This is a genomic window from Microbacterium sp. K2 (genome assembly GCF_051365005.1).
Classification (GTDB): Bacteria; Actinomycetota; Actinomycetes; order Actinomycetales; family Microbacteriaceae; genus Microbacterium; species Microbacterium foliorum_B.
The window spans coordinates 67,735-94,018 of the sequence record NZ_JBLWII010000001.1; the positions used below are offsets into that span (position 1 = coordinate 67,735).

Genomic DNA, 26,284 nt, shown 5'->3' on the forward strand with positions numbered 1-26,284 from the left:
TGAACCCGACATGATCAGACCTGACCTCTCCCTCCCGATCCCCGAGTCGATCTCCTCCGCGCACTTCATCGGCATCGGCGGGTCCGGCATGAGCGGGCTCGCCAAGATGTTCCTCGATGCGGGCATCCGTGTGTCCGGCAGCGACCGCGCCGACAGCGACAACCTGCGCGCACTCGAGGCGGCCGGAGCCGTCGTGCACGTCGGGCATGACGCCGCCCATCTCGGCGACGCAGACACAGTGGTCCACACGGGGGCGATCTGGCCGGAGAACCCCGAGTTCGTCACCGCCAAGGAGCGCGGGCTGCACGTCATCCACCGCTCACAGGCGCTGCACTGGCTGATCGGCTCGCGGCGACTCGTCTCGGTCGCCGGCGCCCACGGCAAGACCACGTCGACCGGCATGATCGTGACCGCGCTTCAGGCGCTCGGTGCCGACCCGAACTTCGTCAACGGCGGCGTGATCGAACAGCTCGGCGTCTCCAGCGCGACGGGGTCGGGCGAGCTCTTCGTGATCGAGGCCGACGAGTCCGACGGCACCTTCCTGCTCTACGACACCGCCGTCGCTCTCATCACGAACGTCGACCCGGATCATCTCGACCACTACGGTTCCGACGAGGCGTTCCACGATGCGTTCGTGCGCTTCGCCGACGCGGCCACGGAGGCCGTCGTCATCTCGAGCGACGACCCCGGCGCGCTGCGCGTCGGAGGAGGTCTCTCGCACCCGAACGTCATCACCTTCGGGCAGGCGGAGGGCGCGGATGTCAGGGTGACCGACATCGTGACGGACGGGCCGGTCTCGGCCACCGTGAGTCGGGGTTCGGAGAGCGTGCGCCTGCAGCTCGCCGTCCCCGGTGTGCACAATGCGATCAACGCGGCAGGAGCCATCACGGTCCTCCTCTCTGTCGGCTTCGGCCTGGCCGAGTCCGCGCGTGCCGTCGAGGGGTTCGCCGGCACTGTCCGTCGCCTCGAGCAGCACGGTGTCGAGCGCGGTGTCACGGTCTACGACGACTATTCCCACCACCCGACAGAGGTGCGCGCGGCGCTCGAGGCGATGCGATCGATCGCGGGCTCGGGCAGGATCATCGCGATCCAGCAGCCGCACACCTACTCGCGCACGCAGCACATGTTCCGCGAGTTCGCCGACGTGCTCGAGACGTACGCCGACCACACGGTCGTGCTCGACGTCTACGGTGCTCGGGAGGACCCGGTGCCCGGTGTCACCGGCGAACTGGTGAGCGGCGCGTTCCGTGACCCCTCCCATGTGCACTTCGTGGCCGACTGGCAGCAGGCGGCCGACTACACGGCGTCGGTAGCCCGCGACGGCGACTTCGTCGTCACGCTCGGCTGCGGCAATGTGTACCAGATCATCCCGCAGGTGCTCGAGTCGCTGCGGACCACCGAGGTCTAGCAGATGCGTCGTCCGCCTCCGCTCCCCACGCCTCCCGCGGGTCCCGCGGAGGGCGCGCCCCGACGACGGGCGCAGTCGGCCAGGGGCCGCGCGCGTGACGTCGAGCAAGACGAACAGGCCGGCGGTCGGGTCGCCCCGCTGAGGCCGGAGCCCGAGGTCGCTGCGGAGACGGCTGAGGATGCCGCGGTGCGGCCGACGTCCACTCGCGACGTCTGGCGCGCGGCACGAGCGCGGCGCAGGGCGCTGCGGGCGGAGATCAGGCGGTTCACGCAGCGTTCGCGTCGGCGTCGCATCGTCTGGCTCAGCGCGATCGGCGCCGTGGTTCTCCTGATCGGCGGTACGACCGCGGCCGCGTACAGTCCGCTCTTCGCCGTCGAGAAGATCACGGTGCTGGGTGCGACGACGCTGGACGCCGCCGCTGTGGAGGCGGCTCTGGCGGAGCAGGTGGGCACCCCGCTGGCTCTGGTCGACTCGAGCGAGGTGAAAGCCGCACTGCTCGCATTCCCTCTGATCGAGACCTATGCGCTCGAGGCGAAGCCGCCTCACGACCTCACGGTGCGGATCGTCGAGCGCACGCCGGTCGGCGTCATCCGCTCGGACGCCGGTTACACCGTCGTGGACGCCGCGGGCGTCGCTCTCGCCACGACCTCCGACCAGCCGGCAGGTCAGCCTGTGCTCGAGATCGACGGGGGCACCGACTCGGTGGCCTTCGAGAGCGCGGGTCTCGTGGTGCGTTCCGTCCCCGCTGACGTGCGTGCCTTGCTCACGGGAGTGAGTGCGACGACGGCCGATGACGTGACGCTGACACTGAGCAGCGGCCTGACGGTCGTGTGGGGCAGCTCCGAGGACTCTCCGATGAAGAGCGAAGTGCTCACGAAGACCCTGCTGAGCAACCCCGAGGCGTCGACGATCGACGTCACTTCGCCGCATGCGGTGGTCGTCGGCTGAGGTTTCGACGGCAAACGGGCGACACGCCCGTGTCGCTGCGAGTGCACGGGTGCGTGACGCTTACCTTCGAACAAGAGAAACCAATACCGGGAAATACTTTACACCTCTAGTTGAGGTTTAAGGTTCAACCCGGCGGAATCTCTCCCAAGACAGGTTCGACTATTCGGAGGCCGGCCATGAGCCAGAACCAGAACTACCTCGCCGTGATCAAGGTCGTCGGCGTCGGCGGTGGCGGCGTCAACGCCGTCAACCGCATGATCGATCTCGGTCTCCGCGGAGTCGAGTTCATCGCCGTCAACACCGACGCTCAGGCGCTGCTGATGAGCGACGCCGACGTCAAGCTCGACGTGGGTCGTGAGCTCACCCGTGGACTCGGCGCCGGTGCCGACCCCGAAGTGGGTCGTCGCGCCGCCGAGGACCACGCCGAGGAGATCGAGCAGGCGCTCACGGGAGCCGACATGGTCTTCGTGACGGCAGGTGAGGGAGGCGGAACCGGAACCGGTGGAGCCCCCGTCGTCGCTCGCATCGCGAAGTCGATCGGCGCGCTGACCATCGGCGTCGTCACCAAGCCGTTCTCGTTCGAGGGTCGTCGTCGTCAGAGCCAGGCGGAAGCCGGCGTGGTGAAGCTCAAGGAAGAGGTCGACACCCTCATCGTGGTGCCGAACGACCGTCTCCTCGAGATCAGCGATCGCGGCATCTCGATGATCGAGGCATTCGCCACCGCAGACCAGGTGCTCCTCGCGGGTGTCCAGGGAATCACCGACCTCATCACGACCCCTGGTCTCATCAACCTCGACTTCGCAGACGTGAAGTCGGTGATGCAGGGCGCAGGTTCCGCGCTCATGGGAATCGGATCCGCTCGTGGCGCCGATCGTGCGATCAAGGCCGCCGAGCTGGCTGTCGAGTCGCCGCTTCTCGAGGCCAGCATCGAAGGCGCTCATGGAGTCCTGCTCTCGATCCAGGGTGGCTCGAACCTCGGGATCTTCGAGATCCACGATGCCGCCGACCTCGTCAAGGAGGCCGCGCACCCCGAGGCGAACATCATCTTCGGTACCGTCATCGACGACACGCTCGGCGACGAGGTGCGCGTCACCGTGATCGCCGCCGGCTTCGACAGCGGCGAGCCCTCGCTGCGTCTCGACCCGATGGTCGTCTCGCGTCCGGCCGCGGCCAGCACGCTGCCCGAGGTGGCGCTCTCGAACGACGAGGAGAGCAAGCCCGCAGCCGAGACGCCTGCTCCTGAGAAGGCGCAGCAGCGCGTCGCGGCGACGAGCATCGAGCCGGCCTTCGCGGATGACGACATCGACATCCCCGAATTCCTGAAGTGACTCCGGCGCAGGGCCAGACCGAGTCCGGTCTGGCAGCGCGGCTGTCGGCGATCGATCGACGGATCGCCGACGCCGCGCGCCTGGCCGGCAGGGATCCGGGGGAGATCACCCGGATCGTCGTGACGAAGTTCCACCCCTCGTCGCTCGTCCGCGAACTGCATTCGCTCGGCGTCCGCGACGTGGGGGAGAACCGTCAACAGGAGCTCTCGTCGAAGACCGGCGAGCTCGGTGACCTCGATCTGCGCTGGCACTTCATCGGCCAGGCGCAGACCAACAAGGCGTCCGCGATCCGACGCGGTGCGGATGCCGTGCACTCGGTCGACCGAGACCGGCTGGCCGATGCCCTGCACAGGGCCGCAGAGGACGATGACATCCTCGACGTCCTCGTCCAGGTGAACCTCACCGACGATGCGGGCCGGGGCGGAGTCGAGCCCGACGATGCCCGGTCGCTCGCTGAGCACATCCTCGCCCTTCCGTCGCTGCGCCTGCGCGGCGTGATGGCGGTCGCACCGCTCGACGAGGAACCCGCCTCGGCATTCGCGCACCTGCGCACGATCGCCGAGAGAGTGCGCGAGGTCGAGCCCTCCGCCGACTGGATATCCGCAGGTATGACCGGCGACTTCGTCGCGGCCATCGATGCGGGCGCGACACACCTGCGGATCGGGTCCGCAATCACGGGACCCCGCCCCGACCGGGGTTAACCTCTAGAAAGACCACCCGACACGTTCGAACCGGAGGACACGATGGGTAACCCGCTGAAGAAGACCATGGTGTATCTCGGCCTCGCTGACGAGGAAGAGGTCTACGAGGAGGAGCCGGCCCCGGCCCGCTCCCACCGAGAGCGTGATCGCGACCGCGAACGCGAGGAGCCCGCTCCGGCGCCCGTGACCCCGCTACGGCGCCCCGTCGCCGTGCGCCAGCCCGCAGGAGGGGCAGTGAACGAGATCCTCACCGTGCACCCGAAGCAGTACCGCGATGCTCAGCTCATCGCGGAGAGCTTCCGCGAGGGTGTGCCGGTCATCATCAACCTGTCGCAGATGAGCGATGCAGACGCTCGCCGTCTGATCGACTTCGCGTCCGGGCTCTCGCTCGGCCTCTACGGCCGCATCGAGCGGGTCACGTCGAAGGTCTTCCTGCTGTCGCCGGAGAACATCGCGGTCTCGGGGCACGGGGGAATCGCGCACGCGGATGCAGAGTCCGCGGGCTTCGACCAGTCGTAGACCGTGGGGTTCGTCGTCTCCATCGTCGCCAGCATCGTGCATCTGGCTCTTCTGCTGTACCTGCTGGTGCTCTTCGCGCGGCTCATCCTGAGCTACATCCCGCTGTTCAATCGTGAGTGGCGGCCCAAGGGCGCCGGGCTCGTCGCCGCCGAACTCGTCTACACGGTGACCGATCCGCCCGTCCGGTTCTTCCGGCGGATCATCCCACCCCTGCGAGTCGGCTCGCTGTCCCTGGATTTCGGGTTCTCGATCACCATCCTGATCGTTCTGATCCTGATGAGCATCGTCCGAAGCTTCATCTGAGACCTGTGCGACTTCGACACCCTGGGGTGTCGTGGCGTCGCGACTGACAGGCTCGGGGACTATGCTTGGCTCCCAGGTGCGCGCCCCGGGTTCGCGCCGAATCTCGACCACGCCATTCTCCAAACTGGCAACCGAACTCATCGAAGGAGCCACCATGGCACTTACCCCGGATGACGTCGTCACCAAGCAGTTCCAGCACGTCCGCTTCAAGGACGGCTTCGACCCGGACGAGGTCGACGACTTCCTCGACGAGATCGTCATCGAGTGGCGCAAGGCCCTCGAAGAGAACGTCGAACTCAAGGCCAAGCTGGCCGCGTACGAGTCCGGCGACGCGCCGGCCGCTCCCGCAGCCGCTGCAGAGGCACCCGCTGCGGTCGTCGAAGAGGCTCCGGCTCCGGCCCAGGCGCCCGCTGAGCCCGCTCCGTCGGGTTCCGCCACCGCGACCGCCGGCATCATCGAGCTCGCGCAGCGCCTGCACGACGAGCACGTCGCCGAGGGTGAGGCCAAGCGCGCTCAGCTCATCGCCGAAGCCGAAGGCGAAGTCAACCGCATCCGCACCGAGGCCGAGGCCAAGCAGCGCGAAGAGTCGGCACGTCTCGAGCGCGAGCGCAATGCGCTCGAGGCTCGCATCACCGAGCTCCGCAACTTCGAGCGCGACTACCGCTCGCAGCTGCGCGGCTACATCGAGGGCCAGCTCCGCGACCTCGACGAGAAGTCGGCGTCGACGGACTCGACCCCGGTCTCTGCGATCGGACTGTAGGTCGTCCCTTTGCCAGGACGCCCTGCCCTTCGTCGGTCGGCGGCCGGTGCGATCGTTGCGGTTCTCGCAGCGATCGTGCTGGCCGCCGATCAGTTTGTGAAGTACCTCACCACCGAGAACCTGCCCCTGCAGGAGCCCGTCCCGGTGCTGGGTGAGTTCCTTCAGCTGTATTACGTGCGCAACCCCGGTGCGGCGTTCTCGCTCGGATCCGATGTCACATGGATCTTCACGATCGCTCTGGCGGTCGTCGCCGGAGTGATCGTGTGGAAGGCCTTCGGGCTCCGCTCTCGCCTCTGGGCCGTCGTCCTCGGCTGCCTGCTCGGCGGGGTTCTCGGCAACCTCACCGATCGGCTCTTCCGCGATCCTGGCTTCCCCATGGGACATGTGGTCGACATGATCTCGATGCCGTGGATGATGCCCGCGATCTTCAACGTCGCCGACATCTTCATCGTCAGCGGAATGATCTCTGTGGCATTGCTCGTCGTGCTCGGGCTTCGTTTCGACGGCACGCGCGAGCGAGATCATGCTCCTGTCGAGACCGACGAGGAAGCCGAGGCCGCCGCCATGGCCGAAGAAGCCGGCTCGGATCCTCGCTCCGAGGTCTCCCGCCCGGACGGAGCATCTCCCGATGCGCCGGCCTCGGCGTCGGACGGACGCTGAGCGTGGAATCCCGTTCCCTCCCGGTTCCTGACGGATTGGAGGGCTCACGCGTCGACGCGGCGCTGGCGAAGTTGATGGGCTTCTCGCGCACTTTCGCCGCGGATGTCGCCTCCGCCGGGGGCGTGCGCCTCGATGGAGTCACCCTCGACAAGTCCGACCGCCTACGTGGCGGAGGGTGGCTCGAGGTGGAATGGCAGCCGAAGGAAGAGCCGCGGATCATCCCGATCGCGGTTCCCGAACTCGGAATCGTCTACGACGACGACGACATCGTCGTGGTCGACAAGCCCACCGGCGTCGCTGCGCACCCCTCACTCGGGTGGGAGGGGCCGACCGTCGTCGGGGCTCTCGCCGCGGCGGGGTTCCGAGTGTCCACCAGCGGGGCCTCGGAGCGCCAGGGGGTCGTGCACCGTCTGGATGTCGGCACGAGCGGACTCATGGTCGTGGCCAAGAGCGAGATCGCGTACACGAGGTTGAAGCACGCGTTCAAAGAGCGCACGGTCGAGAAGATCTATCACGCGGTGGTTCAGGGTCACCCCGACCCGCTGACGGGAACGATCGACGCGCCGATCGGCCGGCACCCGAATCACTCCTGGAAGTTCGCCGTGGTGCCGGACGGCAAGCCGTCGGTGACCCACTACGAGACGCTCGAGGCTTTTCCGGGGGCGTCGCTGCTGGAGATCCACCTCGAGACAGGGCGCACGCACCAGATCCGCGTGCACATGGCGGCGCTCCGCCACCCGTGTGCGGGCGACCCTCTCTATGGCGCCGACCCGACGCTGTCGGCGCGGCTCGGCCTGACCCGTCAATGGCTGCACGCACACAGGCTCGCGTTCTCGCACCCGACGACGGGGGACTGGGTGCAGTTCGAGTCGCCCTACCCCGCAGATTTCGAGCATGCACTGGAGATCCTGCGCGGCGAGTGAATCGTCAGCGGCGGATGTCGGCGCCGTGAGCCAGACTGAGCGCATGAACATCGAGGTGCGACCGGCGACCGAGTTCGACGACGTGGCGACCCTCGTCGGTCCGAAGAAGCCGACGTCGAACGTGTGCTTCTGCCTGAGCTACCGCATAGGCAGCAAGGAGAACAACGCGCTGCGGGGCGCGCAGCGCGCCGACCGCGTACGCGAGCTCTGCCATCAGGACCCGCCGCCCGGAGTCATCGCCTATCTCGACGAAGAACCCGTGGGCTGGGCCGCGGTGCACCCCCGCAGTGCGACGAGCTTCGCCCGCAATCGGCTGATCCCGCATATCGATGACCTCGAAGTGTGGTCGCTGTGGTGCATCCGCATCCGCCCCGGCTATCGGAAGCAGGGCATCTCGCACGCACTGATCGAGGGAGCCGTCGCGTACGCCGAGGAGCGTGGGGCGCCCGCGATCGAGGGGTACCCGGTCGACAATCGAGGGGAGAAGGTGAATCTGACGATGGCGTATGTCGGAACGAGGCGACTTTTCGAGAACGCGGGGTTCGAGAAGGCCGCCGACACCGGTTCCACCCTCGACGGGTTTCCCCGGGTGCTGATGCGCCTCGATCTGCGGTGACCGCGCCGCTCCACCCGGCCTGCGATGTCGGATGCCGAAAGTAGACTCGAAGGCATGGCATCCGACTCCTTCGTCCACCTGCACGTGCACAGCGAGTACTCGATGCTCGACGGGGCGGCGAAGATCGCGGCGATGACCCAGGCGGCGGCCGATTACGACATGCCGGCCATCGCGGTGACCGACCACGGCAACACGTTCGCGGCCTTCGAGTTCTACAAGGCGGCGAACGCGGCAGGGGTCAAGCCGATCATCGGACTCGAGGCGTACGTCACGCCCGGCACACATCGCAGTGACAAGACGCGCGTGCAGTGGGGGTCTCCCGATCAGAAGAGCGACGATGTCTCGGGCTCGGGTGCCTACACGCACATGACGATGTGGAGCGAGAGCACGCAGGGGATGCACAACCTGTTCCGCCTCAGCTCTCTGTCGAGCATGGAGGGCTACTACTTCAAGCCCCGCATGGACCGTGAGCTGCTCCAGACCTACGGCAAGGGACTGATCGCCACCACCGGGTGCCCCTCGGGAGAGATCCAGACACGTCTTCGCCTCGGCCAGTACGACGCGGCCCGCGCCGCAGCCGCGGAGTTCCAAGACCTTTTCGGCAAGGAGAACTACTTCGCCGAGATCATGGATCACGGTCTCTCCATCGAGCGCAGGGTCATGACGGATCTGATCCGGCTCGCGAAAGATCTGAGCATCCCGCTCGTCGGGACGAACGATTCGCACTACACGCATCAGCACGAGGCCGATGCGCACGAGGCCCTGCTGTGCGTGCAGTCGGGCTCGACACTCGACGACCCCAACCGCTTCAAGTTCGACGGCGACGGCTACTACATCAAGACCGCCGCCGAGATGCGTCAGCTCTTCCGCGATCACCCTGAGGCCTGCGACAACACGCTGCTCATCGCCGAGCGCTGCGAGGTCGAGTTCAACACGGCGGCGAACTACATGCCGCGCTTCCCGGTGCCCGACGGAGAGACCGAGGACAGCTGGCTCATCAAAGAGGTCGAGGCGGGTCTCCACTACCGGTACCCGAGCGGGATCCCCGACAAGGTGCGCAAGCAGGCCGAGTACGAGACCGGCATCATCCTGCAGATGGGCTTCCCGGGCTACTTCCTCGTCGTCGCCGACTTCATCAACTGGGCCAAGGACAACGGCATCCGCGTGGGGCCCGGTCGTGGATCCGGAGCCGGTTCCATGGTCGCCTATGCCATGAGGATCACTGATCTCGACCCGCTCGAGCACGGCCTCATCTTCGAGCGGTTCCTGAACCCCGACCGCGTCTCGATGCCCGACTTCGACGTCGACTTCGATGACCGGCGCCGTGGCGAGGTCATCGACTACGTGACCAGGAAGTACGGATCCGAGCGCGTCGCACAGATCGTCACGTACGGCACGATCAAGTCCAAGCAGGCGCTGAAGGATGCGGGCCGCGTGCTCGGGTTCCCGTTCAGCATGGGGGAGCGGCTGACCAAGGCGATGCCGCCGCCCGTGATGGGCAAGGACATGCCCCTCGACGGAATGTTCGACTCCGCGCACCCCCGCTACAAGGAGGCGAGCGAGTTCCGCGCTCTCATCGAGACCGACCCGGAGGCGAAGACGGTCTTCGACCGCGCGCTCGGTCTCGAGGGTCTGAAACGACAGTGGGGAGTGCACGCGGCGGGCGTGATCATGTCGTCCGAGCCGTTGATCGACATCATCCCGATCATGCGCCGCGAGCAGGACGGACAGATCGTCACGCAGTTCGACTACCCCTCGTGCGAGTCGCTCGGCCTGATCAAGATGGACTTCCTCGGGCTGCGCAACCTGACGATCATCTCGGACGCGCTCGACAACATCCGCACCAACCGCGGAGAGGAGCTCGACCTCGAACACCTCGCACTCGACGACCGCGGGGCCTACGACCTGCTCGGACGAGGCGAATCGCTCGGCGTCTTCCAGCTCGACGGCGGTCCGATGCGGTCGCTCATGCGCCTCATGCGTCCGGACAACTTCGGTGACATCTCGGCACTCATCGCGCTGTACCGTCCAGGGCCCATGGGCGCGAACTCGCACACGAACTACGCGCTGCGCAAGAACGGTCAGCAGCCCATCACGCCGATCCATCCGGAGTTCACCGAGTCGCTCGCCGACATCCTGGACGAGTCCTATGGTCTGATCATCTACCAGGAGCAGGTGATGGCCATCGCCCAGCGCGTGGCCGGGTTCTCGCTCGGACAGGCCGACATCCTCCGCCGCGCGATGGGCAAGAAGAAGAAGTCGGAGCTCGACAAGCAGTTCGAGGGCTTCCAGGCCGGCATGCACGCGAACGGATACTCCGACGGAGCCGTCAACGCGATCTGGGAGATCCTGCTCCCGTTCTCGGACTACGCCTTCAACAAGGCGCACTCGGCGGCCTACGGCGTCGTGTCGTACTGGACCGCCTATCTCAAGGCCCACTATCCCGCCGAGTACATGGCTGCGCTGCTCACCAGCGTCGGCGACTCGAAAGACAAGATGGCGCTGTACCTCAACGAGTGCCGTCGCATGGGCATCAAGGTGCTCCCGCCCGACGTCTCCGAGTCGATCAAGTACTTCGCCGCCGTCGGCGACGACATCCGATTCGGGTTGGGTGCCGTCCGCAACGTCGGCAGCAACGTCGTCGAGGGCATCATCGCGGCACGGAAGGACGAGCGATTCACCTCGTTCCACCACTTCCTCGAGAAGGTGCCGCTGCATGTCTCGAACAAGCGCACGGTCGAATCGCTGATCAAGGCCGGTGCGTTCGACTCGATGGGCGACTCCCGCCGCGCGCTGCTCGAAGTCCACGAGGACGCCGTCGAGGCGGCTGTGGATCGCAAGCGGAACGAGGCGCAGGGCGCGATCGGCTTCGACTTCGACAGCCTGTACGACGACATGGAAGAGGCGCCGCCTGCGAAGGTGCCGGCGCGGCCGGAGTGGATCAAGAAGGACAAGCTCGCGTTCGAGCGCGAGATGCTCGGGCTCTACGTGTCGGACCACCCCCTCGCAGGGCTCGAGGTGCCGCTTGCGAAGCACGCATCGATCTCGATCCACAACCTGATCAACTCCGAGGATATGCAGGACGGCGAGCAGGTCACCGTCGCCGGTCTCGTCACGAGCGTCCAGCATCGTGTCGCGAAGGCCAGCGGAAACCCTTACGGCATGATCACCGTCGAGGACTTCAACGGCGAGGTGACGGTCATGTTCATGGGCAAGACCTACACCGAGTTCCAGCACATCCTGCAGCAGGACTCCATCCTCGCGGTGCGCGGACGCGTGTCGAAGCGCGATGACGGACTCAACCTGCATGCGCAGTCGGCGTTCGCGCCGGATGTCGGCTCCTTCGACGCCGCGGGACCCCTCTCGCTCGTCCTGGCGGAGCAGAGGGCGACCGAGCGTGTGATGACCGAGCTCGCCGAAGTGCTGCGACGCCACAACGGCGACACCGAGGTGGTGCTGCGCGTGCACCGCGGAGGCACGGCGAAGGTCTTCGACGTGCCGATGCCGGTCAAGGTGTCAGCCGATCTGTTCGGCGATCTCAAATCGCTGCTCGGGCCGACCTGCCTGGGCTGAGCATCAGCGAAGCGTCGCCGCTCGATGGGTCCTCACGGGCGCACCGGGTAGTATCAGGACGCGTTCGGGTGCACGACGCAGAGGCTCTGCACCGTGGCGAAAGGACCCTCCCCATGAGCACGGAATCACCCTTCCTGAACAACGATGACTCAGATGCAGACCGTTCCGCGGCCGCATCCGACGTCGCGATCGAGGAGGATTTCTCCGATGACGACGGCGTTCTCTATGACGATGAGGTGACGCCGGAGTACGGCATCCTCGGGTTCACGCTGCGGGAGCTGCTCATCGTCGGCGTGTGGCTCATCGCCTTCATCGCCTCGTTCTTCCCCTACGTCGGCGACGCGTCGATCTGGGGCGCCGGCATCCAGTGGATTCTGCCCATCGGCGTGCCGACGGTCGCCGTGTTCCTGCTGGTCCTCCGCCGCTTCTCGCCCGACGGCATCCGACGCGTCGGTTCGCTGGGGATCGATCAGTTCGCTTCCGTGGCGTTCTCCGTCTCGGCCGTCTTCTGGCTGGGAGCACTCTGGAACGCGGTCGCCTTCGTGATCGAGTTCGGCGTCTTCGGGCTCCCCTGGAACGGCGTCGTCCAACTTCTCGCGGCGCTCGCGCTCGTCGTCTTCACGGTGTTCGCTCCGCTGGTGCCCGGCCTCAAGGAGGACTTCCAGGGTCGACTCGTCACCCTCGCGCACCGTAATGCGAATCCGGTCCGGCCGGTCATCGCGCGCCCGCGCCCCGAGCCTGCGCCCGCGGAGAACAACACCGCCGGGGCCCCCGAGTCAGACCATGCGCCGCACGAGGAGACAGCACCTGCTTCTCACCTCGCGTCCGTTCCGTCCGCCGACGTCGGCCACGAGTCCCACCTCGCCCCGGCGGCGAACACGACGGACGCTGTCCCAGTCCCGGCGGCCTCCGCCACAGATGCCGCCCCGCCGGCGTACACGGAGGATCCTGCCCCCGCGCCGCACACGGTGGAGTCGACCCAGCCGGCGTACACGACCGTGGCTGCTCCGTCGTCCGGCATCGACGTCGAGCTGTCCGACGCGCAGGCGACCGATGAGGTCGCCCGTCTCGATCTCGCCGAGCAGGTGCCGCTCTCCTCGCACGCCTCGGGCGGAGGCACGGGAACCGAGGAGACGACCTCTGATGAGGCCTATACTCCCGCGTACTCGCGCCGATCACGCGGTCAGGAGCCCGAGATCGTCTCCGACACCGGAAGCATCGAGTCTCTGCTGGGAGCGACCGCACGCGACGTGTCGTCGGCCGAGACCACCGCGTTCCCCGCCGTCGACGACGAGAACGACTTCGCCGCGACGAACCCGCAGCAGGACTTCTCGGCCCCGCAGCCCTTCTGGATCCTCGCACCGACCGAGCGTGACGTGCATGATGAGCGCGGCGAGAGCATCTTCCGGGTAGGTCCGAACGCCTGGGCTCTCGTCATCGAGGACCGGGGCGGTGCGTACGTCATCAGACACGATGACGGTCGCATCGGCTACCTGCACGACATCGCAGACATCACGAGAGGCTGATCTTGCGCACGATCGATCTGCGGGGGCAAGAGCTCTCGCCCGCTGACATGCTCGCGGTCGTGCCGCGCGCCACCCAGGCCCGGGCCGAGGCTCTCGACACCGCGGCCCGCATCGTCGACGACGTACGAGAGCGAGGCGAAGAGGCTCTGCGCGAGCAGGCGGAGCGTTTCGATCGGGTCTCCGGGCACGAGATCCGTGTGCCCGCCCAGCACATCGCGGACGCCCTCGAGGTGCTCGCGCCTGATGTCCGCCTCGCTCTCGAGGAGGCGATCCGCCGCGTGCGCATCGCCTCGGCGGCGCAGGTGCCGGAGCGTCAGATCACGCGGATCGGTGCCGGCGCGACGATCACCCAGCGCTGGCAGCCCGTTCACCGCGCAGGGGTGTACATCCCCGGAGGCAAAGCGGTCTATCCGTCCAGCGTCATCATGAACGTCGTCCCGGCGCAGGTCGCGGGAGTGCAGCAGATCGCACTGGCCTCACCGCCGCAGGAGGACCAGGGCGGGCGCGTCCACCCCACGATCCTCGCCGCAGCGGGCCTGCTCGGCATCACGGAGGTGTACGCGATCGGTGGGGCAGGGGCGATCGGATCCTTCGCGCACGGCGTCGCGGGGATCGGGCTCGATCCGGTCGACGTGCTGTCAGGGCCGGGCAACAACTACGTCGCATCCGCGAAGCGCGCTGTGGCGGGCGTCGTCGGCACCGACTCCGAGGCGGGGGCGACCGAGATCCTCGTCGTCGCCGACGTCGCCGCCGACCCGCGACTCATCGCCGCCGACCTCGTCAGCCAGGCTGAGCACGACGAGCAGGCGTCGGCTGTGCTCGTCACCGACTCGCCGCAGCTGGCCGACCGCGTCGCCGTCGAGGTCCAGCGACGGGCTGGCGCCACGCGCCACGCGACGAGAGTGGCGGCGGCGCTGGACGGGCCGCAGTCGGCGATCGTCCTGGTCGATGACCGTGCGATGGCCACGGCGTTCAGCAACGCGTACGCTCCCGAACACCTCGAACTGCACCTCGAAGACGCCGAGGCCGCGGCCGACGCCTTCACCAGCGCAGGGGCGGTGTTCGTCGGAGACCACACCCCAGTGAGCCTCGGCGACTACATGGCGGGCAGCAACCACGTCCTGCCGACCGGGGGACAGGCGCGTTACGCGCCCGGACTCGGTGCATACACGTTCCTGCGTCCGCAGCAGGTCATCTCTTACGATCGCGCCGCACTCGCCGATGTGCGCGAGGGAGTCGTCGCCCTCGCGGAGACCGAGGTGCTTCCCGCACACGGCGAGGCGATCGAGGCGCGTTTCACCGCGTAGGATCGGTCAGATGCACTGCCCCTTCTGCCGTCACTCGGACTCCCGGGTCATCGATTCCCGCACCAGTGATGACGGTCTCTCGATCCGTCGTCGACGTCAGTGCCCTGAGTGCGGTGGCCGTTTCACGACGACGGAGACGGCGAGCCTCAACGTGATCAAGCGATCCGGCGTCATGGAGCCGTTCAGTCGCGAGAAGGTGATCTCGGGCGTGCGCAAGGCCTGTCAGGGGCGGCCCGTCACCGAGGCCGATCTGGCGATCCTCGCACAGCGGGTCGAGGAGGCCGTTCGACAGACTGGTGTCTCGCAGCTCGACACGAACGAGATCGGCTTGGCGATCCTCGGGCCGCTCCGCGACCTGGACGAGGTCGCGTACCTGCGATTCGCGAGCGTGTACCAGGCCTTCGACTCGCTCGAGGACTTCGAGAGCGCCATCACCGACCTCCGTGCCGACCACGTCAAGCCGGAGCCCGTCGACCGGTAATCTGGCAGGGATGTATCCGCTGCTCTTTCGCGCTGTCCTGTCGCGCTTCGACCCTGAGTTCGCCCACCACGCCGGTATGGCGGTGATCCGCGTGCTCGGGGCGCCGCCGTTCTCCTGGGCGACGCGGACGCTGACGAAGCCCGACCCGTCCCTGCAGGTTCAGGCTCTCGGCCTGACGTTCTCCTCTCCCTTCGGGATCGCGGCCGGATTCGACAAGAACGCCGTCGGCGTCCGTGGTCTCGCCGCGCTCGGCTTCGGACACGTCGAGGTGGGCACCGTCACGGCGATCCCGCAGGACGGCAACCCGAAGCCGCGGCTGTTCCGCCTGATCGCCGATCGAGCGGTCATCAACCGCATGGGGTTCAACAACGAGGGCGCGGATGCCGCCGCTCGGCGACTCGCGCGACTGCGGCGCGGTGCACCCGACACGGTCATCGGCGTGAACATCGGCAAGAGTCGTGTCGTCGATGTCGAGAACGCCACAGCCGACTATGTGGCCTCCGCGACGAGGCTGGCCCCGCTCGCCGACTACCTGGCGGTCAACGTCTCATCGCCGAACACTCCCGGACTTCGTGGGCTTCAGGCCGTCGAGACCCTGGCTCCGCTGCTCAGGGCGGTGCGAGCAGCATCCGGTGAGACTCCGCTGCTCGTCAAGATCGCCCCCGATCTCTCAGACGAGGAGATCGTCGCCATCGCGAAGCTCGCGGTCGACGAGGGGCTCGCCGGGATCATCGCTCACAACACCACGATCAGCAGGGACGGCCTCACGACCGATTCGGCGACGGTCGCGGAGATCGGAGCGGGTGGACTCTCGGGCGCTCCGCTCAAGGAGCGTTCTCTGCAGGTGCTGCGTCTCGTGCGCTCGGTCGTGCCCTCGGAGTTCTGCGTCATCGCCGTCGGGGGAGTGGAGACCCCCTCCGACGTTCAGGAGCGGCTCGAAGCCGGAGCGACGCTCGTGCAGGGTTACACGGCCTTCCTCTACCGCGGTCCGTTCTGGGGTCGCGAGATCAACCGGGGTCTCGTCGCTCGCTGAGCCGCCGCGCCCGTGCAAGCGAGAGGCGCCTCGTGCTCGGGGAGCAGGAGACGCCTCTCTTGGAAGTCCTGGGATCAGGCGGGGTAGTCGCCGCGCTTCACCTGAGGCTTGGGCAGGCGCATGAACCGCATCTGCAGCGACCGCATCGCGGCGTACCAGCCGAGGCCGCGCTCCATGCGCTCCTTGCCGAACTTCGCGGCGATCTTGCGCTTGACCCGCATGCCCAGCAGCACCATGCCGCCGATCGCGAGGATCAGGTACGCCATCATCACGAGGTAGGCCCAGCCGGCGATGGCGAATCCGCCGATGGCGAGGTTCGCGGGCAGAAGCGAGACCAGGATGACGAGCACCATGACGCCCATGACGAACTCGGCCGGGTGCCAACCGGCGTCGACGTAGTCACGGACCCAACGGCGCTGCGGCCCCTTGTCGCGAGCCGGGAGGTACTTCTCCTCGCCGGCGGCCAGGCCGGCCTGTGCTCGGTTGCGTCGCTCGTTGAGCTCTGCGCGCGCCGCGGCCTTCGCTTCTTTGGTGTTCGCGACCAGAGGTCGACGGCGAGCAGCCTCCTGCTCGGCCCGGGTCGGCGTCGCGCGTCCCTTGCCCGACGCAGGCGTCTCGGGGGCGTCGTCGTTCGTCGAAGGGGTGACAGGGGTAGTGGCCACGAGGTTCCTCGGTTCAGTGAAGGCGGATCACCTTAAGATTACTCGCATGACATCTCCTGCCCAGCCCGGCGAACAGAATCTGTCCAGCGAACGCGAACCGGCCGTCCTGGAGGCTGTGTCGACGGGGTTGCCCGCGGCGCTGAGTGACCTGGGTGCACTCGTCCGCATTCCCGGCATGGCGTGGCCCGCGTTCGACCAGACGCAGCTCGAGCGCAGCTCCGAGGCCGTCGCCGCACTCGCCACGGCCACCGGGGTGTTCGACGATGTGCGCGTTCTCCGTGCCGCGATCCCGGGCACCGACGAGCACGGGCAGCCGGCGGTGCTCGCGACACGCGCGGCGCGCAACGGCAAGCCGACCATCCTGCTCTACGCGCACCACGATGTGCAGCCTCCGGGCGACGACGCTCTGTGGGAGACGCCGCCGTTCGAGCCCACCGTGCGCGACGGACGTCTGTACGGTCGGGGCGCTGCCGACGACAAGGCGGGGATCATGGCCCATATCGCCTCGATCCGTGCTGTCGCCGAGGTCGTCGGTGATGACCTCGAATTGGGCATCGCGATGTTCATCGAGGGTGAGGAGGAGTACGGCTCCCGTTCGTTCGCACAGTTCCTCTCGGACAACAAGGAGGCACTCCGCGCCGACGCCATCGTGGTGGCGGACTCGGGGAACTGGGATTCGGTGACACCTGGTCTCACGGTCTCGCTGCGCGGCAACGCACGATTCACCGTGCGCGTGCGCACGCTCGATCACGCGTCGCACTCGGGGATGTTCGGCGGCGCCGTCCCCGACGCGATGATGGCCACGGTCAAGATGCTATCGACGCTCTGGAACGACGACGGATCCGTCGCGGTCGACGGGATGACCGAGCGCGAGGCGCCCACGCCCGAATACAGCGAGGAGACGCTTCGAGATGAAGCAGGCCTTCTGCCCGGCACGTCGCCGATCGGCGGCGGCAGCATCCTCAGCCGGATCTGGAACAAGCCGTCGGTGACCGTCATCGGCATCGACGCGACCAGTGTCGCTGCGGCGTCGAACACCCTCCTTCCGGAGGTGACGGTCGTCGTGAGCGCGCGCGTCGCGCCCGGCCAGACCGGTGAGGAGGCGTACGCCGCCCTCGAGGCGCACCTGCGCGCGAACGCGCCGTACGGCGCGGAGCTGACCTTCTCCGACGTCGATCTCGGCAACGGCTTCCTCGTCGACACCAGCGGCTGGGCCGTCGCGCTCACCCGCGATGCCATGCGGGACGGCTACGGAGTGCCGCCCGTCGACCTCGGTGTCGGCGGGTCGATCCCGTTCATCGCCGATCTCGTGCGCGAGTTCCCCGATGCGCAGATCCTCGTTACCGGCGTCGAGGACCCGCACTCGCGAGCACACAGCCCCAACGAATCACTGCACCTCGACACGTTCCGCCACGCGGTGGCGACCGAGGCGCTGCTGCTCTCGCGGATGAACGACATCATCATCTGAGCCCGATCGTCGAGGCTGAGGGTAAAATCGAGTCACCAGCCGTGCGAGCACGGCCCGTCCGAAGGAGCGACATGAGCGACACCACACTGACTTCAGCAGAGACCACCCAGGCGCACGGCGTGAAGCTGACAGACGCCGCGGCCATCAAGGTCAAGAACCTCCTCGAGCAGGAGGGCCGTGACGACCTGCGTCTGCGCGTCGCCGTCCAGCCCGGAGGATGCTCCGGCCTGATCTACCAGCTGTACTTCGACGAGCGATTCCTCGAGGGAGACGAGACCGTCGACTTCGACGGCGTCGAGGTCATCATCGACAACATGAGCGTCCCGTATCTCGATGGAGCATCGATCGACTTCAAGGACACGATCTCCGAGCAGGGCTTCACGATCGACAACCCGAACGCCGCGGGCAGCTGCGCCTGTGGAGACAGCTTCCACTGATCCGAACCCCCTCGCCAACCTGCGTGGTTGGCATGAATCAGGTGTGAGGTTGCCCTAGACTTGGGTGTGCCCTGTCCGCAATCTGAAAGGTGCATCGTGCCCTCGAAACGCCGCCTTCGTTGGGCCGCTCTCCCCCTGGGAGTAGCGGCAGCCGTGGCCCTGGCGGGATGTACTGCCACTGAGCTGAACGGTTACCTCCCTGGCTTCGTGGAGGGTGAGCCTGCGGCCACCAACCAGACCGAGCGCGTGTCCTCGCTCTGGGTCAACTCCTGGATCGTCCTCCTCGCTGTCGGCGTGATCACCTGGGGCCTGATGGCCTGGGCCGCGATCGCCTACCGTCGTCGCAAGGGTCAGACGGGTCTGCCGGTGCAGATGCGCTACAACATGCCGATCGAGATCTTCTACACGGTCGTGCCGCTGATCCTCGTGCTGGGCATGTTCTTCTTCACGGCTCGTGACCAGTCGGCGATCGAGGCGAAGTGGGACGAGCCCGACGTCGAGATCACGGCGATCGCCAAGCAGTGGGCGTGGGACTTCCAGTACGACGGCGACGAGGAGGACAACTCCGACGCCGTCTGGACCATGGGAATCCAGGCTCAGCCCGATGCAGACGGCAACATCGACCAGGCGCAGCTTCCGACCCTGGTGCTGCCGGTCGACCAGAAGGTCACGATCAACCTCCAGTCCCGCGACGTCATCCACTCCTTCTGGATCATCGACTTCCTCTACAAGAAGGACATGTACATCGGGAAGGACAACTCCTGGTCCTTCATCCCGACGCGTGTCGGCGAGTACGCCGGCAAGTGCGCCGAGCTGTGTGGCGAGTACCACTCGATGATGCTCTTCAACGTCAAGGTCGTCGAGCAGGACGAGTACGACGCCTACCTCCAGTCGCTCGAGGAGGAAGGCAACACCGGAGACATCACGGACGCCTACGACCGTCTGTCGAACTACCCCGGGACAACCGCCCCGACCTCCGAGGAAGGAGAGGAGTAAGCCATGTCGACCACTGAAGCCCCCCGCACCGACGAGGCCCCTCGCTCTCGACCCACCACTCTGCCCGCGCGCCAGGCCGCTCTCATGAGCACGTCACGCGTCGAGCAGAAGGGCAACATCGTCGTCAAGTGGATCACCTCCACCGACCACAAGACGATCGGGTACATGTACCTCATCGCCTCGGTGCTGTTCTTCCTCCTCGGCGGTGTGATGGCCCTCGTCATCCGCGCAGAGCTGTTCGCTCCCGGGATGCAGATCATCCCGACCAAGGAGCAGTACAACCAGCTCTTCACGATGCACGGAACGATCATGCTCCTCATGTTCGCGACGCCGCTCTTCGCCGGGTTCGCGAATGCGATCCTGCCGCTCCAGCTCGGCGCACCGGACGTGGCGTTCCCGCGTCTCAACGCGTTCGCGTTCTGGCTGTTCCTCTTCGGATCCACGATCGCGGTCGCCGGCTTCCTCACCCCTCAGGGTGCGGCGTCGTTCGGCTGGTTCGCCTATCAGCCGCTCGCCAGTGCGTCGTTCTCGCCGGGTGCCGGTGGAAACCTCTGGATGCTGGGTCTCGGCATCTCGGGCTTCGGAACCATTCTCGGCGCAGTGAACTTCATCACCACGGTGATCACGATGCGTGCCCCGGGCATGACGATGTGGCGCATGCCGATCTTCTCGTGGAACACGCTGATCACGAGCCTCCTCATCCTGATGGCCTTCCCGGTGCTCGCGGCGGCGATCTTCGCCGCCGGCGCCGACCGCGTGCTCGGCGCTCACATCTACGACCCGGCCAACGGCGGTGTCCTGCTCTGGCAGCACCTCTTCTGGTTCTTCGGTCACCCCGAGGTGTACATCATCGCCCTGCCGTTCTTCGGCATCGTGTCCGAGATCTTCCCGGTCTTCAGCCGCAAGCCGATCTTCGGATACAAGACCCTCGTCTACGCGACGATCGCGATCGCCGCACTGTCCGTCGCCGTGTGGGCTCACCACATGTACGTGACCGGCTCGGTGCTGCTGCCGTTCTTCGCGCTGATGACGATGCTCATCGCGGTGCCGACGGGTGTGAAGATCTTCAACTGGATCGGCACGCTCTGGCGCGGGTCCGTGACGTTCGAGACGCCGATGGTGTTCGCACTCGGCTTCCTGGTCTCGTTCGTGTTCGGTGGTCTGACCGGTGTGATCCTCGCGGCTCCGCCGCTCGACTTCGCGCTGTCCGACTCGTACTTCGTCGTCGCACACTTCCACTACGTCGTCTTCGGCACCGTGGTCTTCGCGATGTTCGCCGGCTTCTACTTCTGGTGGCCGAAGTGGACCGGACGCATGCTCAACGAGCGTCTCGGCTACGTGCACTTCTGGATGCTGTTCATCGGCTTCCACATGACCTTCCTCATCCAGCACTGGCTGGGTGTCGACGGCATGGTGCGTCGTTACGCCGACTACTCGGCGGCTGACGGCTGGACCTGGCAGAACCAGGTCTCGACGATCGGTGCGATCATCCTCGGTGCGTCCATGCTGCCGTTCTTCCTGAACGTCTGGATCACGGCTCGCAAGGCACCCAAGGTCACGGTCAACGACCCGTGGGGCTACGGAGCTTCGCTCGAGTGGGCGACCTCCTGCCCGCCGCCGCGTCACAACTTCACGTCGATCCCGCGTATCCGCAGCGAGCGTCCCGCGTTCGACCTGAATCACCCGGAGGCGGCGGAGTTCACACATGCCGCACCCGGCGAGCGAGAGGGCCACTGAGCCATGCGCGACAACGTCATCCTCTGGTGGGTCCTGACCGCCTTCTTCGCCCTGGTCGGAGTCGTCTACACCGGCTGGCACATCCTTGCCACGCCGTCGGACAACTTCGCCATGCGGATCGAATGGGTCGGAACAGTTGCGCTGTTCTTCGCAGCGTTCATGGGCGCGATGATCGCGTTCTACCTCGACCGCACCCACAAGGCTCAGAACGGTGAGCTGCCCGAGGACATCCTCACGAGTGACATCGATGACGGTGACCCCGAACTCGGTGAGTTCAGCCCGTGGTCCTGGTGGCCGATCGTGCTGGCCGGATCCGCCGGCATCTTCGTGGTGGGCCTCGCCGTCGGACAGTTCCTGCTCCCGATCGGTCTTGCGATCTTCGTGGTCGCGATCATCGGCTGGGTCTACGAGTACTACCGCGGCAACTTCGCCCGCTGACATACAGCGAGAAAGCCCCTGGGACCCGGTCCCAGGGGCTTTCTGCATGTAGTGGCTACGCCCGCGAGCGGATGCGGGCGATGCCGGTCAGCGGGTCGACAGGGCGTCGGTGCACGCCGTCGGCATCTTCCACGGGATAGCCCTCCCTGACCCAGTACTCGAAACCGCCGATCATCTCCCGAACCGCGTATCCGAGCTTCGCGAACTCGAGAGCGCCTTTCGCGCCGGCGTTGCACCCCGGGCTCCAGCAGTAGACCACCACCGCGGAGCCTGCCGGGATCTCACCCGGCGCGCGACTCGCGATCTCGCTGTAGTGCATGTGCGTGGCCCCGGCGACGCGTCCCTGCGCCCATGCCTCGTCGGAGCGGACATCGATGATGACGACGCTGTCTCCGGCCTGGAGCGCGGCGTGCACATCGCTCGCATCGGTCTCGTAGGCGAGTTTGGCGGCATAGTATTCAGCGCGATCGATCATTCACTCAGCCTAGGGACGCGTGGGTGCATCCGCCGTCGTCTTCCCGACGACGACAGGTCTGATCCCGCCAATCTCGATGCGCGATTCAGAGCTCGACGGTCATCTGCACCCGACGACCGTATCGGTCGAGCCCGAGAGAGGTCTCGGTGTCGACGAGGCCGCGCTGGAACGGCGTCTCGGGGATGCTCTCGAGGAAGCCGCACGACGAGTAGAACGGAGCGTTCCAGGGGATCTCTGCGTACGTCCGCAGGGTCATGCGGGTGTAGCCACGCTCGCGTGCCGCCTCGAGAGCGGCACTGACGAGTCGGCGCCCGAAGCCCTGACGTGTGGAAGACGGAAGCACGGAGAGCTGTTCCAGGTGCGCATGGCCGTCGGCGTCGAGGACGTGCACGAAGCCGACAGGGGAGGAGCCGCTGGGATCTTCGAGCACGAGGACGAACCCTGTAGCTGCGAGTCGCGCACCTCCATCGCCTGCGGGCGGCCAATCCGGCGCCCCCAGGCTGCTGATCAGGAGGGCGTCGGCCTGTGTCTCGATGGCATGCAGCGCCTCCGCGTCTTCGGCGACTGCCGGTCGGATGAGTTCGCTCATCGTGCATCCTCCGTGATGGCCGCGACCGCTTCGATCTCCACCAGCTGATGGTCGTACCCGAGCACGGTGACTCCCATCAGGGTGCTCGGCACATCGTGGTCGCCGAAGGCGGCGTGCACGACGTCCCAGGCGGCCACCAGGTCGTCCTGGGACGAGGACGCCACGAGGACGCGTGTGCTGATGATGTCTGACCGCGTAGCACCACTGGCACGCAGGGCGATGTCGAGCGTCTCGACGCAGCGTGCGGCCTGTGCGGAGTAGTCACCAGGGGCTGTCGTGCTGCCGTCGTCTTCGAGCGGGCAGGCCCCGGCGAAGAAGATAAGCCGAGACCCGGCTGGGGCTGTCGCTGCGTACGCGTACGGTGCGGCGGCGAGGTCGGCGGAACGGATGAGTTGGACTGCTGAGCTCATGTCACGATCCTGCCACGCGCACATGGATGGCTTCCGCATGCGAAAGGGCCCTGTCCGAGAATCGAACAGGGCCCTTTCGTGGGATGGGAGATATTACTCGCCGTCCTCAGACTTCTTCTTGCGAGGCTTCTTCACCGGCTCGGTCGAGATGACCGTGCTGGGAGTGTTCGCGGTCTCATCGACGTGGGTCTCGCTGACGGTGAGAGGAGCATCGGGGACACCGGCGCGCTCGTGAGCGCCCTGGATCTCGGCCGCTTCGGTCTCGTCGTTCTGTGCGGTGACGTGATGCTGGTGCGCATCCGCAGCCTCGATCTCGGCCTGAGTGAGGGGAGCGAGACGGTCCTCGAAGAACCAGCGCGAGATGGAGGAGCGCAGGTTCTCGGTCCACGAGATGCGTCCCTTCGCATTGGGGCGCACGACCAGGGGCTCGTAGCCGTCGACATCGATGAGCTTCCAGCGGTCGTACTTGTCGACCGGCTGGTGGACCTCGATGAACTCGCCGCCGGGAAGGCGGACGATACGGCCGGACTCGAAGCCGTGAAGCACGATCTCCCGGTCCTTCTTCTGCAGAGCGAGCGCGATCCGCTTCGCGATGAAGTAACCGAGAACCGGTCCGACGAACAGCAGTGCCTGGAGGGCGTGGATCACGCCCTCCATCGTGAGCATGAAGTGCGTCGCGATGAGGTCGGACGATGCTGCAGCCCACAGGACGGCGTAGAAGATGACGCCGGCGACGCCGATGGCGGTGCGGGTCGCTGCGTTGCGAGGGCGCTGAGCGATGTGGTGCTCGCGCTTGTCTCCCGTGACCCAGGCCTCGATGAACGGATAGATCGCGACGAGCACGATGAACAGACCGAGAACCACCAGCGGCAGCAGGATTCCGAACGACCAGGTGTGATCGAGGAAGACCACGTCGAGGTTCGACGGCGCCAGACGCAGTGCACCGTCGGCGAAGCCGATGTACCAGTCAGGCTGGGTACCGGCCGAGACGGGGGAGGGGTCGTACGGGCCGTAGTTCCAGATCGGGTTGATCTGGAAGAACGTCGCGATCAGAACGATCGTGCCGAACACGATGAACAGGTAGCCGCCCATCTTCGACATGTACACGGGCATCATCGGGTAGCCGACGACGTTGTCGTTCGTGCGGCCGGGGCCGGCGAACTGCGTGTGCTTGTTGACGATCATCAGCATCAGGTGCACGGCGATGAGGCCGATCACCAGCAGCGGAAGCAGCAGGATGTGCAGCGTGTACAGGCGTCCGACGATCGCGGTTCCGGGGAACTCGCCACCGAAGAGAAGGAAAGACGTCCACGTGCCGATCAGCGGGATGCCCTTGATCATTCCGTCGATGATGCGCAGGCCGTTGCCCGAGAGGAGGTCGTCGGGCAGCGAGTAACCGGTGAAGCCCTCTGCCATCGCGAGGACGAACAGCACGAAGCCGATCACCCAGTTGAGCTCGCGAGGCTTGCGGAACGCACCCGTGAAGAAGACGCGCAGCATGTGCACGCCGATTCCGGCGACGAAGACCAGTGCGGCCCAGTGGTGGATCTGGCGGACCAGAAGACCACCGCGGAGATCGAACGAGATGTGCAGGGATGACTCGAGAGCCGCCGACATGGCGATTCCGCGCATCGGTGCGTATGCGCCCGTGTAGTGCGTCTCGACCATCGAGGCGTCGAAGAAGAAGGTCAGGAAGGTTCCCGAGAGGAACACGACCACGAAGCTCCACAGCGCGATCTCACCCAGCATGAACGACCAGTGGTCGGGGAAGATCTTGCGACCGAGCTCTTTGACGAAGCCGGAGATGCTGGTGCGCTCATCGATGTAGTTCGACGCGGCGCCGACGAATCGACCGCCGAGAGGCGCCTTGTTGTCCTTGTCCTCTTTGGACAGCGTTGCGGTGCTCAATGGCGCTCCCAGAAGCTCGGGCCGACGGGCTCGGTGAAGTCACTGCGTGCGACGAGGTAGCCCTCGTCGTCGACGGTGATGGGCAGCTGCGGCAGCGGACGTGCGGCCGGTCCGAAGATGACCTTGGCGTGATCCGTGACGTCGAACTGCGACTGGTGACAGGGGCAGAGGAGGTGGTGGGTCTGCTGCTCGTAGAGCGCCACAGGGCATCCGACGTGCGTGCAGACCTTCGAGTACGCGACGATGCCGTCGTACGACCAGTCCTTGCGGTCTTCGGCCTCGGTGAGCTGCTCGGGGCGGAGGCGCATCATCAGCACGATGGCCTTCGCCTTCTCCTCGAGGTAGCCGTCGTGGTGGCTGAGCTCGGCGAGGTCCTCGGGGATCACGTGGAACGCGGATCCGAGGGTGACATCCGCTGCGCGGATCGGCGTGCCGTCGGGGTCGCGCACGAGGCGCTGACCCTTCTCCCACATGGTGTGCTTCAGGAGCGTCACCGGGTCGCCCGCGGTGGGGTCGTCAGGAGTGCTGTGCGGGGCGAGGCCACGGAAGAGCGTGACTCCGGGGATGATCGAGGCCACGATCGCCGCGAACAGCGAGTTGCGGATCATCGTGCGTCGCCCGAAGCCGGATTCCTCGTTCGCGGTGGCGAACGCTTCGACGACGGCCTCTCGCGTCGAGTCCTTGCCCCGGGTGGGGTGGCGGTGCTCGATGTGCTCCTTGTCGCTCATCAGCGCCTTGGACCAGTGGATCGCGCCGATGCCGATCGAGAGCAGCGCCAGCGCGATTCCCAGACCGATGAAGAGGTTGTTCTGACGGATGTCGATGAGCGCGCCGCTCTCGATGGGGAAGAGCATGTAGGCGGCGACCGCCCAGATGCTTCCTGCCAGCGAGAGATAGAACAGCGTGTAGACCGTGCGCTCCGCAGCCTTCTCAGCGCGCGGGTCCTTGTCGGTCATCCGCGCGCGGTGCGGCGGCAGCCCCGGGTTCTGCACGGGATCGCTGACTGCGACACCCAGCCCTGGAGAGGGCTGGTAGGCCCTGTCAAGAGCCTGCGAGTCGTCGTCGTGTGCCATGGTGC

The 26,284-nt window shown here is 66.6% G+C and carries 26 protein-coding genes; 20 read left to right on the forward strand and 6 right to left on the reverse strand.

The window, feature by feature from the left end; all coding sequences use genetic code 11:
* Positions 1-10: 10 nt before the first annotated feature.
* The 15 genes from murC to ACLKOY_RS00405 all read left to right on the forward strand — a co-directional run bounded on the left by murC (position 11) and on the right by ACLKOY_RS00405 (position 16,086).
* A complete protein-coding gene (gene murC, locus ACLKOY_RS00335; RefSeq protein ID WP_436451967.1) occupies positions 11-1,408 on the forward strand; it encodes a UDP-N-acetylmuramate--L-alanine ligase in 1,398 nt (465 codons plus the stop codon).
* A gap of 3 nt (positions 1,409-1,411) precedes the next feature.
* Entirely contained in the window at positions 1,412-2,356 is a 945-nt protein-coding gene (locus ACLKOY_RS00340; protein ID WP_436451968.1) for an FtsQ-type POTRA domain-containing protein, read from the forward strand.
* A gap of 176 nt (positions 2,357-2,532) precedes the next feature.
* Positions 2,533-3,684 carry a cell division protein FtsZ gene (gene ftsZ, locus ACLKOY_RS00345; protein WP_042538433.1) on the forward strand — a complete coding sequence of 384 codons (1,152 nt, stop codon included), beginning with the start codon at positions 2,533-2,535 and terminating at the stop codon, positions 3,682-3,684.
* The gene (locus ACLKOY_RS00350; RefSeq protein WP_436451969.1) at positions 3,681-4,385 is read left to right on the forward strand and encodes a YggS family pyridoxal phosphate-dependent enzyme; all 705 of its coding nucleotides are present in this window, start codon (positions 3,681-3,683) and stop codon (positions 4,383-4,385) included. The genes ftsZ and ACLKOY_RS00350 overlap by 4 nt, the downstream gene beginning before the upstream one ends.
* Positions 4,386-4,427: 42 nt before the next feature.
* Positions 4,428-4,904: a cell division protein SepF gene (locus tag ACLKOY_RS00355; RefSeq protein ID WP_042538430.1), complete on the forward strand. Its 477-nt coding sequence runs from the start codon at positions 4,428-4,430 to the stop codon at positions 4,902-4,904.
* Between the two features lie 3 nt (positions 4,905-4,907).
* Positions 4,908-5,207, forward strand: a complete 300-nt coding sequence (locus ACLKOY_RS00360; protein WP_436451970.1) for a YggT family protein — start codon at positions 4,908-4,910, stop codon at positions 5,205-5,207.
* A 154-nt stretch (positions 5,208-5,361) separates the two neighbouring features.
* Positions 5,362-5,967 (forward strand): DivIVA domain-containing protein, encoded by a 606-nt coding sequence (locus ACLKOY_RS00365; protein WP_042538426.1) that lies wholly within the window; start codon positions 5,362-5,364, stop codon positions 5,965-5,967.
* Positions 5,968-5,976: 9 nt separating this feature from the next.
* Complete coding sequence (gene lspA, locus ACLKOY_RS00370; protein ID WP_436451971.1) at positions 5,977-6,627, forward strand: signal peptidase II; 651 nt, start codon at positions 5,977-5,979, stop codon at positions 6,625-6,627.
* Positions 6,628-6,629: 2 nt separating this feature from the next.
* Positions 6,630-7,550, forward strand: coding sequence for an RluA family pseudouridine synthase (locus tag ACLKOY_RS00375; protein WP_436451972.1), 921 nt, complete (start codon positions 6,630-6,632; stop codon positions 7,548-7,550).
* Positions 7,551-7,593: 43 nt separating this feature from the next.
* A complete protein-coding gene (locus tag ACLKOY_RS00380; protein ID WP_436451973.1) occupies positions 7,594-8,166 on the forward strand; it encodes a GNAT family N-acetyltransferase in 573 nt (190 codons plus the stop codon).
* A 54-nt stretch (positions 8,167-8,220) separates the two neighbouring features.
* On the forward strand, positions 8,221-11,739 hold the full coding sequence (gene dnaE / locus ACLKOY_RS00385) for a DNA polymerase III subunit alpha (protein ID WP_363569829.1): 3,519 nt from the start codon (positions 8,221-8,223) through the stop codon (positions 11,737-11,739).
* Between the two features lie 113 nt (positions 11,740-11,852).
* Positions 11,853-13,265, forward strand: coding sequence for a hypothetical protein (locus tag ACLKOY_RS00390; RefSeq protein ID WP_436451974.1), 1,413 nt, complete (start codon positions 11,853-11,855; stop codon positions 13,263-13,265).
* Positions 13,265-14,572 carry a histidinol dehydrogenase gene (gene hisD / locus ACLKOY_RS00395; protein ID WP_436454072.1) on the forward strand — a complete coding sequence of 436 codons (1,308 nt, stop codon included), beginning with the start codon at positions 13,265-13,267 and terminating at the stop codon, positions 14,570-14,572. The genes ACLKOY_RS00390 and hisD overlap by 1 nt, the downstream gene beginning before the upstream one ends.
* 10 nt (positions 14,573-14,582) lie before the next feature.
* Positions 14,583-15,053: a transcriptional regulator NrdR gene (gene nrdR, locus ACLKOY_RS00400; RefSeq protein ID WP_056307011.1), complete on the forward strand. Its 471-nt coding sequence runs from the start codon at positions 14,583-14,585 to the stop codon at positions 15,051-15,053.
* 10 nt (positions 15,054-15,063) lie between these two features.
* Complete coding sequence (locus tag ACLKOY_RS00405) at positions 15,064-16,086, forward strand: quinone-dependent dihydroorotate dehydrogenase (RefSeq protein WP_436451975.1); 1,023 nt, start codon at positions 15,064-15,066, stop codon at positions 16,084-16,086.
* Positions 16,087-16,160: 74 nt separating this feature from the next.
* Here the strand turns inward: ACLKOY_RS00405 and ACLKOY_RS00410 are convergent, their stop codons facing one another.
* Positions 16,161-16,748: a DUF3043 domain-containing protein gene (locus ACLKOY_RS00410; RefSeq protein ID WP_363569836.1), complete on the reverse strand. Its 588-nt coding sequence runs from the start codon at positions 16,746-16,748 to the stop codon at positions 16,161-16,163.
* A gap of 46 nt (positions 16,749-16,794) precedes the next feature.
* Here ACLKOY_RS00410 and ACLKOY_RS00415 point away from each other — a divergent pair, with 46 nt between their 5' ends.
* From ACLKOY_RS00415 to ACLKOY_RS00435, 5 genes are all read left to right on the forward strand, one after another.
* Positions 16,795-18,216 (forward strand): dipeptidase, encoded by a 1,422-nt coding sequence (locus tag ACLKOY_RS00415; protein WP_436451976.1) that lies wholly within the window; start codon positions 16,795-16,797, stop codon positions 18,214-18,216.
* A gap of 71 nt (positions 18,217-18,287) precedes the next feature.
* A complete protein-coding gene (gene erpA, locus ACLKOY_RS00420; protein WP_042538408.1) occupies positions 18,288-18,653 on the forward strand; it encodes an iron-sulfur cluster insertion protein ErpA in 366 nt (121 codons plus the stop codon).
* A 96-nt stretch (positions 18,654-18,749) separates the two neighbouring features.
* Positions 18,750-19,649 carry an aa3-type cytochrome oxidase subunit II gene (gene ctaC, locus ACLKOY_RS00425; protein ID WP_436451977.1) on the forward strand — a complete coding sequence of 300 codons (900 nt, stop codon included), beginning with the start codon at positions 18,750-18,752 and terminating at the stop codon, positions 19,647-19,649.
* Between the two features lie 3 nt (positions 19,650-19,652).
* Complete coding sequence (ctaD, locus tag ACLKOY_RS00430) at positions 19,653-21,386, forward strand: aa3-type cytochrome oxidase subunit I (RefSeq protein ID WP_181164200.1); 1,734 nt, start codon at positions 19,653-19,655, stop codon at positions 21,384-21,386.
* 3 nt (positions 21,387-21,389) lie between these two features.
* Positions 21,390-21,824, forward strand: coding sequence for a cytochrome c oxidase subunit 4 (locus ACLKOY_RS00435; protein ID WP_140037429.1), 435 nt, complete (start codon positions 21,390-21,392; stop codon positions 21,822-21,824).
* 55 nt (positions 21,825-21,879) lie between these two features.
* Here the strand turns inward: ACLKOY_RS00435 and ACLKOY_RS00440 are convergent, their stop codons facing one another.
* From ACLKOY_RS00440 to qcrA, 5 genes are all read right to left on the reverse strand, one after another.
* On the reverse strand, positions 21,880-22,299 hold the full coding sequence (locus ACLKOY_RS00440) for a rhodanese-like domain-containing protein (protein WP_436451978.1): 420 nt from the start codon (positions 22,297-22,299) through the stop codon (positions 21,880-21,882).
* An 85-nt stretch (positions 22,300-22,384) separates the two neighbouring features.
* Positions 22,385-22,888, reverse strand: coding sequence for a GNAT family N-acetyltransferase (locus tag ACLKOY_RS00445; protein ID WP_436451979.1), 504 nt, complete (start codon positions 22,886-22,888; stop codon positions 22,385-22,387).
* A complete protein-coding gene (locus ACLKOY_RS00450) occupies positions 22,885-23,298 on the reverse strand; it encodes a Rid family hydrolase (RefSeq protein ID WP_363569847.1) in 414 nt (137 codons plus the stop codon). The genes ACLKOY_RS00445 and ACLKOY_RS00450 overlap by 4 nt, the downstream gene beginning before the upstream one ends.
* A 93-nt stretch (positions 23,299-23,391) precedes the next feature.
* Positions 23,392-25,206, reverse strand: a complete 1,815-nt coding sequence (qcrB, locus tag ACLKOY_RS00455; RefSeq protein WP_363569849.1) for a cytochrome bc1 complex cytochrome b subunit — start codon at positions 25,204-25,206, stop codon at positions 23,392-23,394.
* Positions 25,203-26,279 (reverse strand): cytochrome bc1 complex Rieske iron-sulfur subunit, encoded by a 1,077-nt coding sequence (gene qcrA / locus ACLKOY_RS00460; protein WP_140037424.1) that lies wholly within the window; start codon positions 26,277-26,279, stop codon positions 25,203-25,205. Before qcrA ends, qcrB begins: the two co-directional genes overlap by 4 nt.
* Positions 26,280-26,284 lie beyond the last annotated feature (5 nt).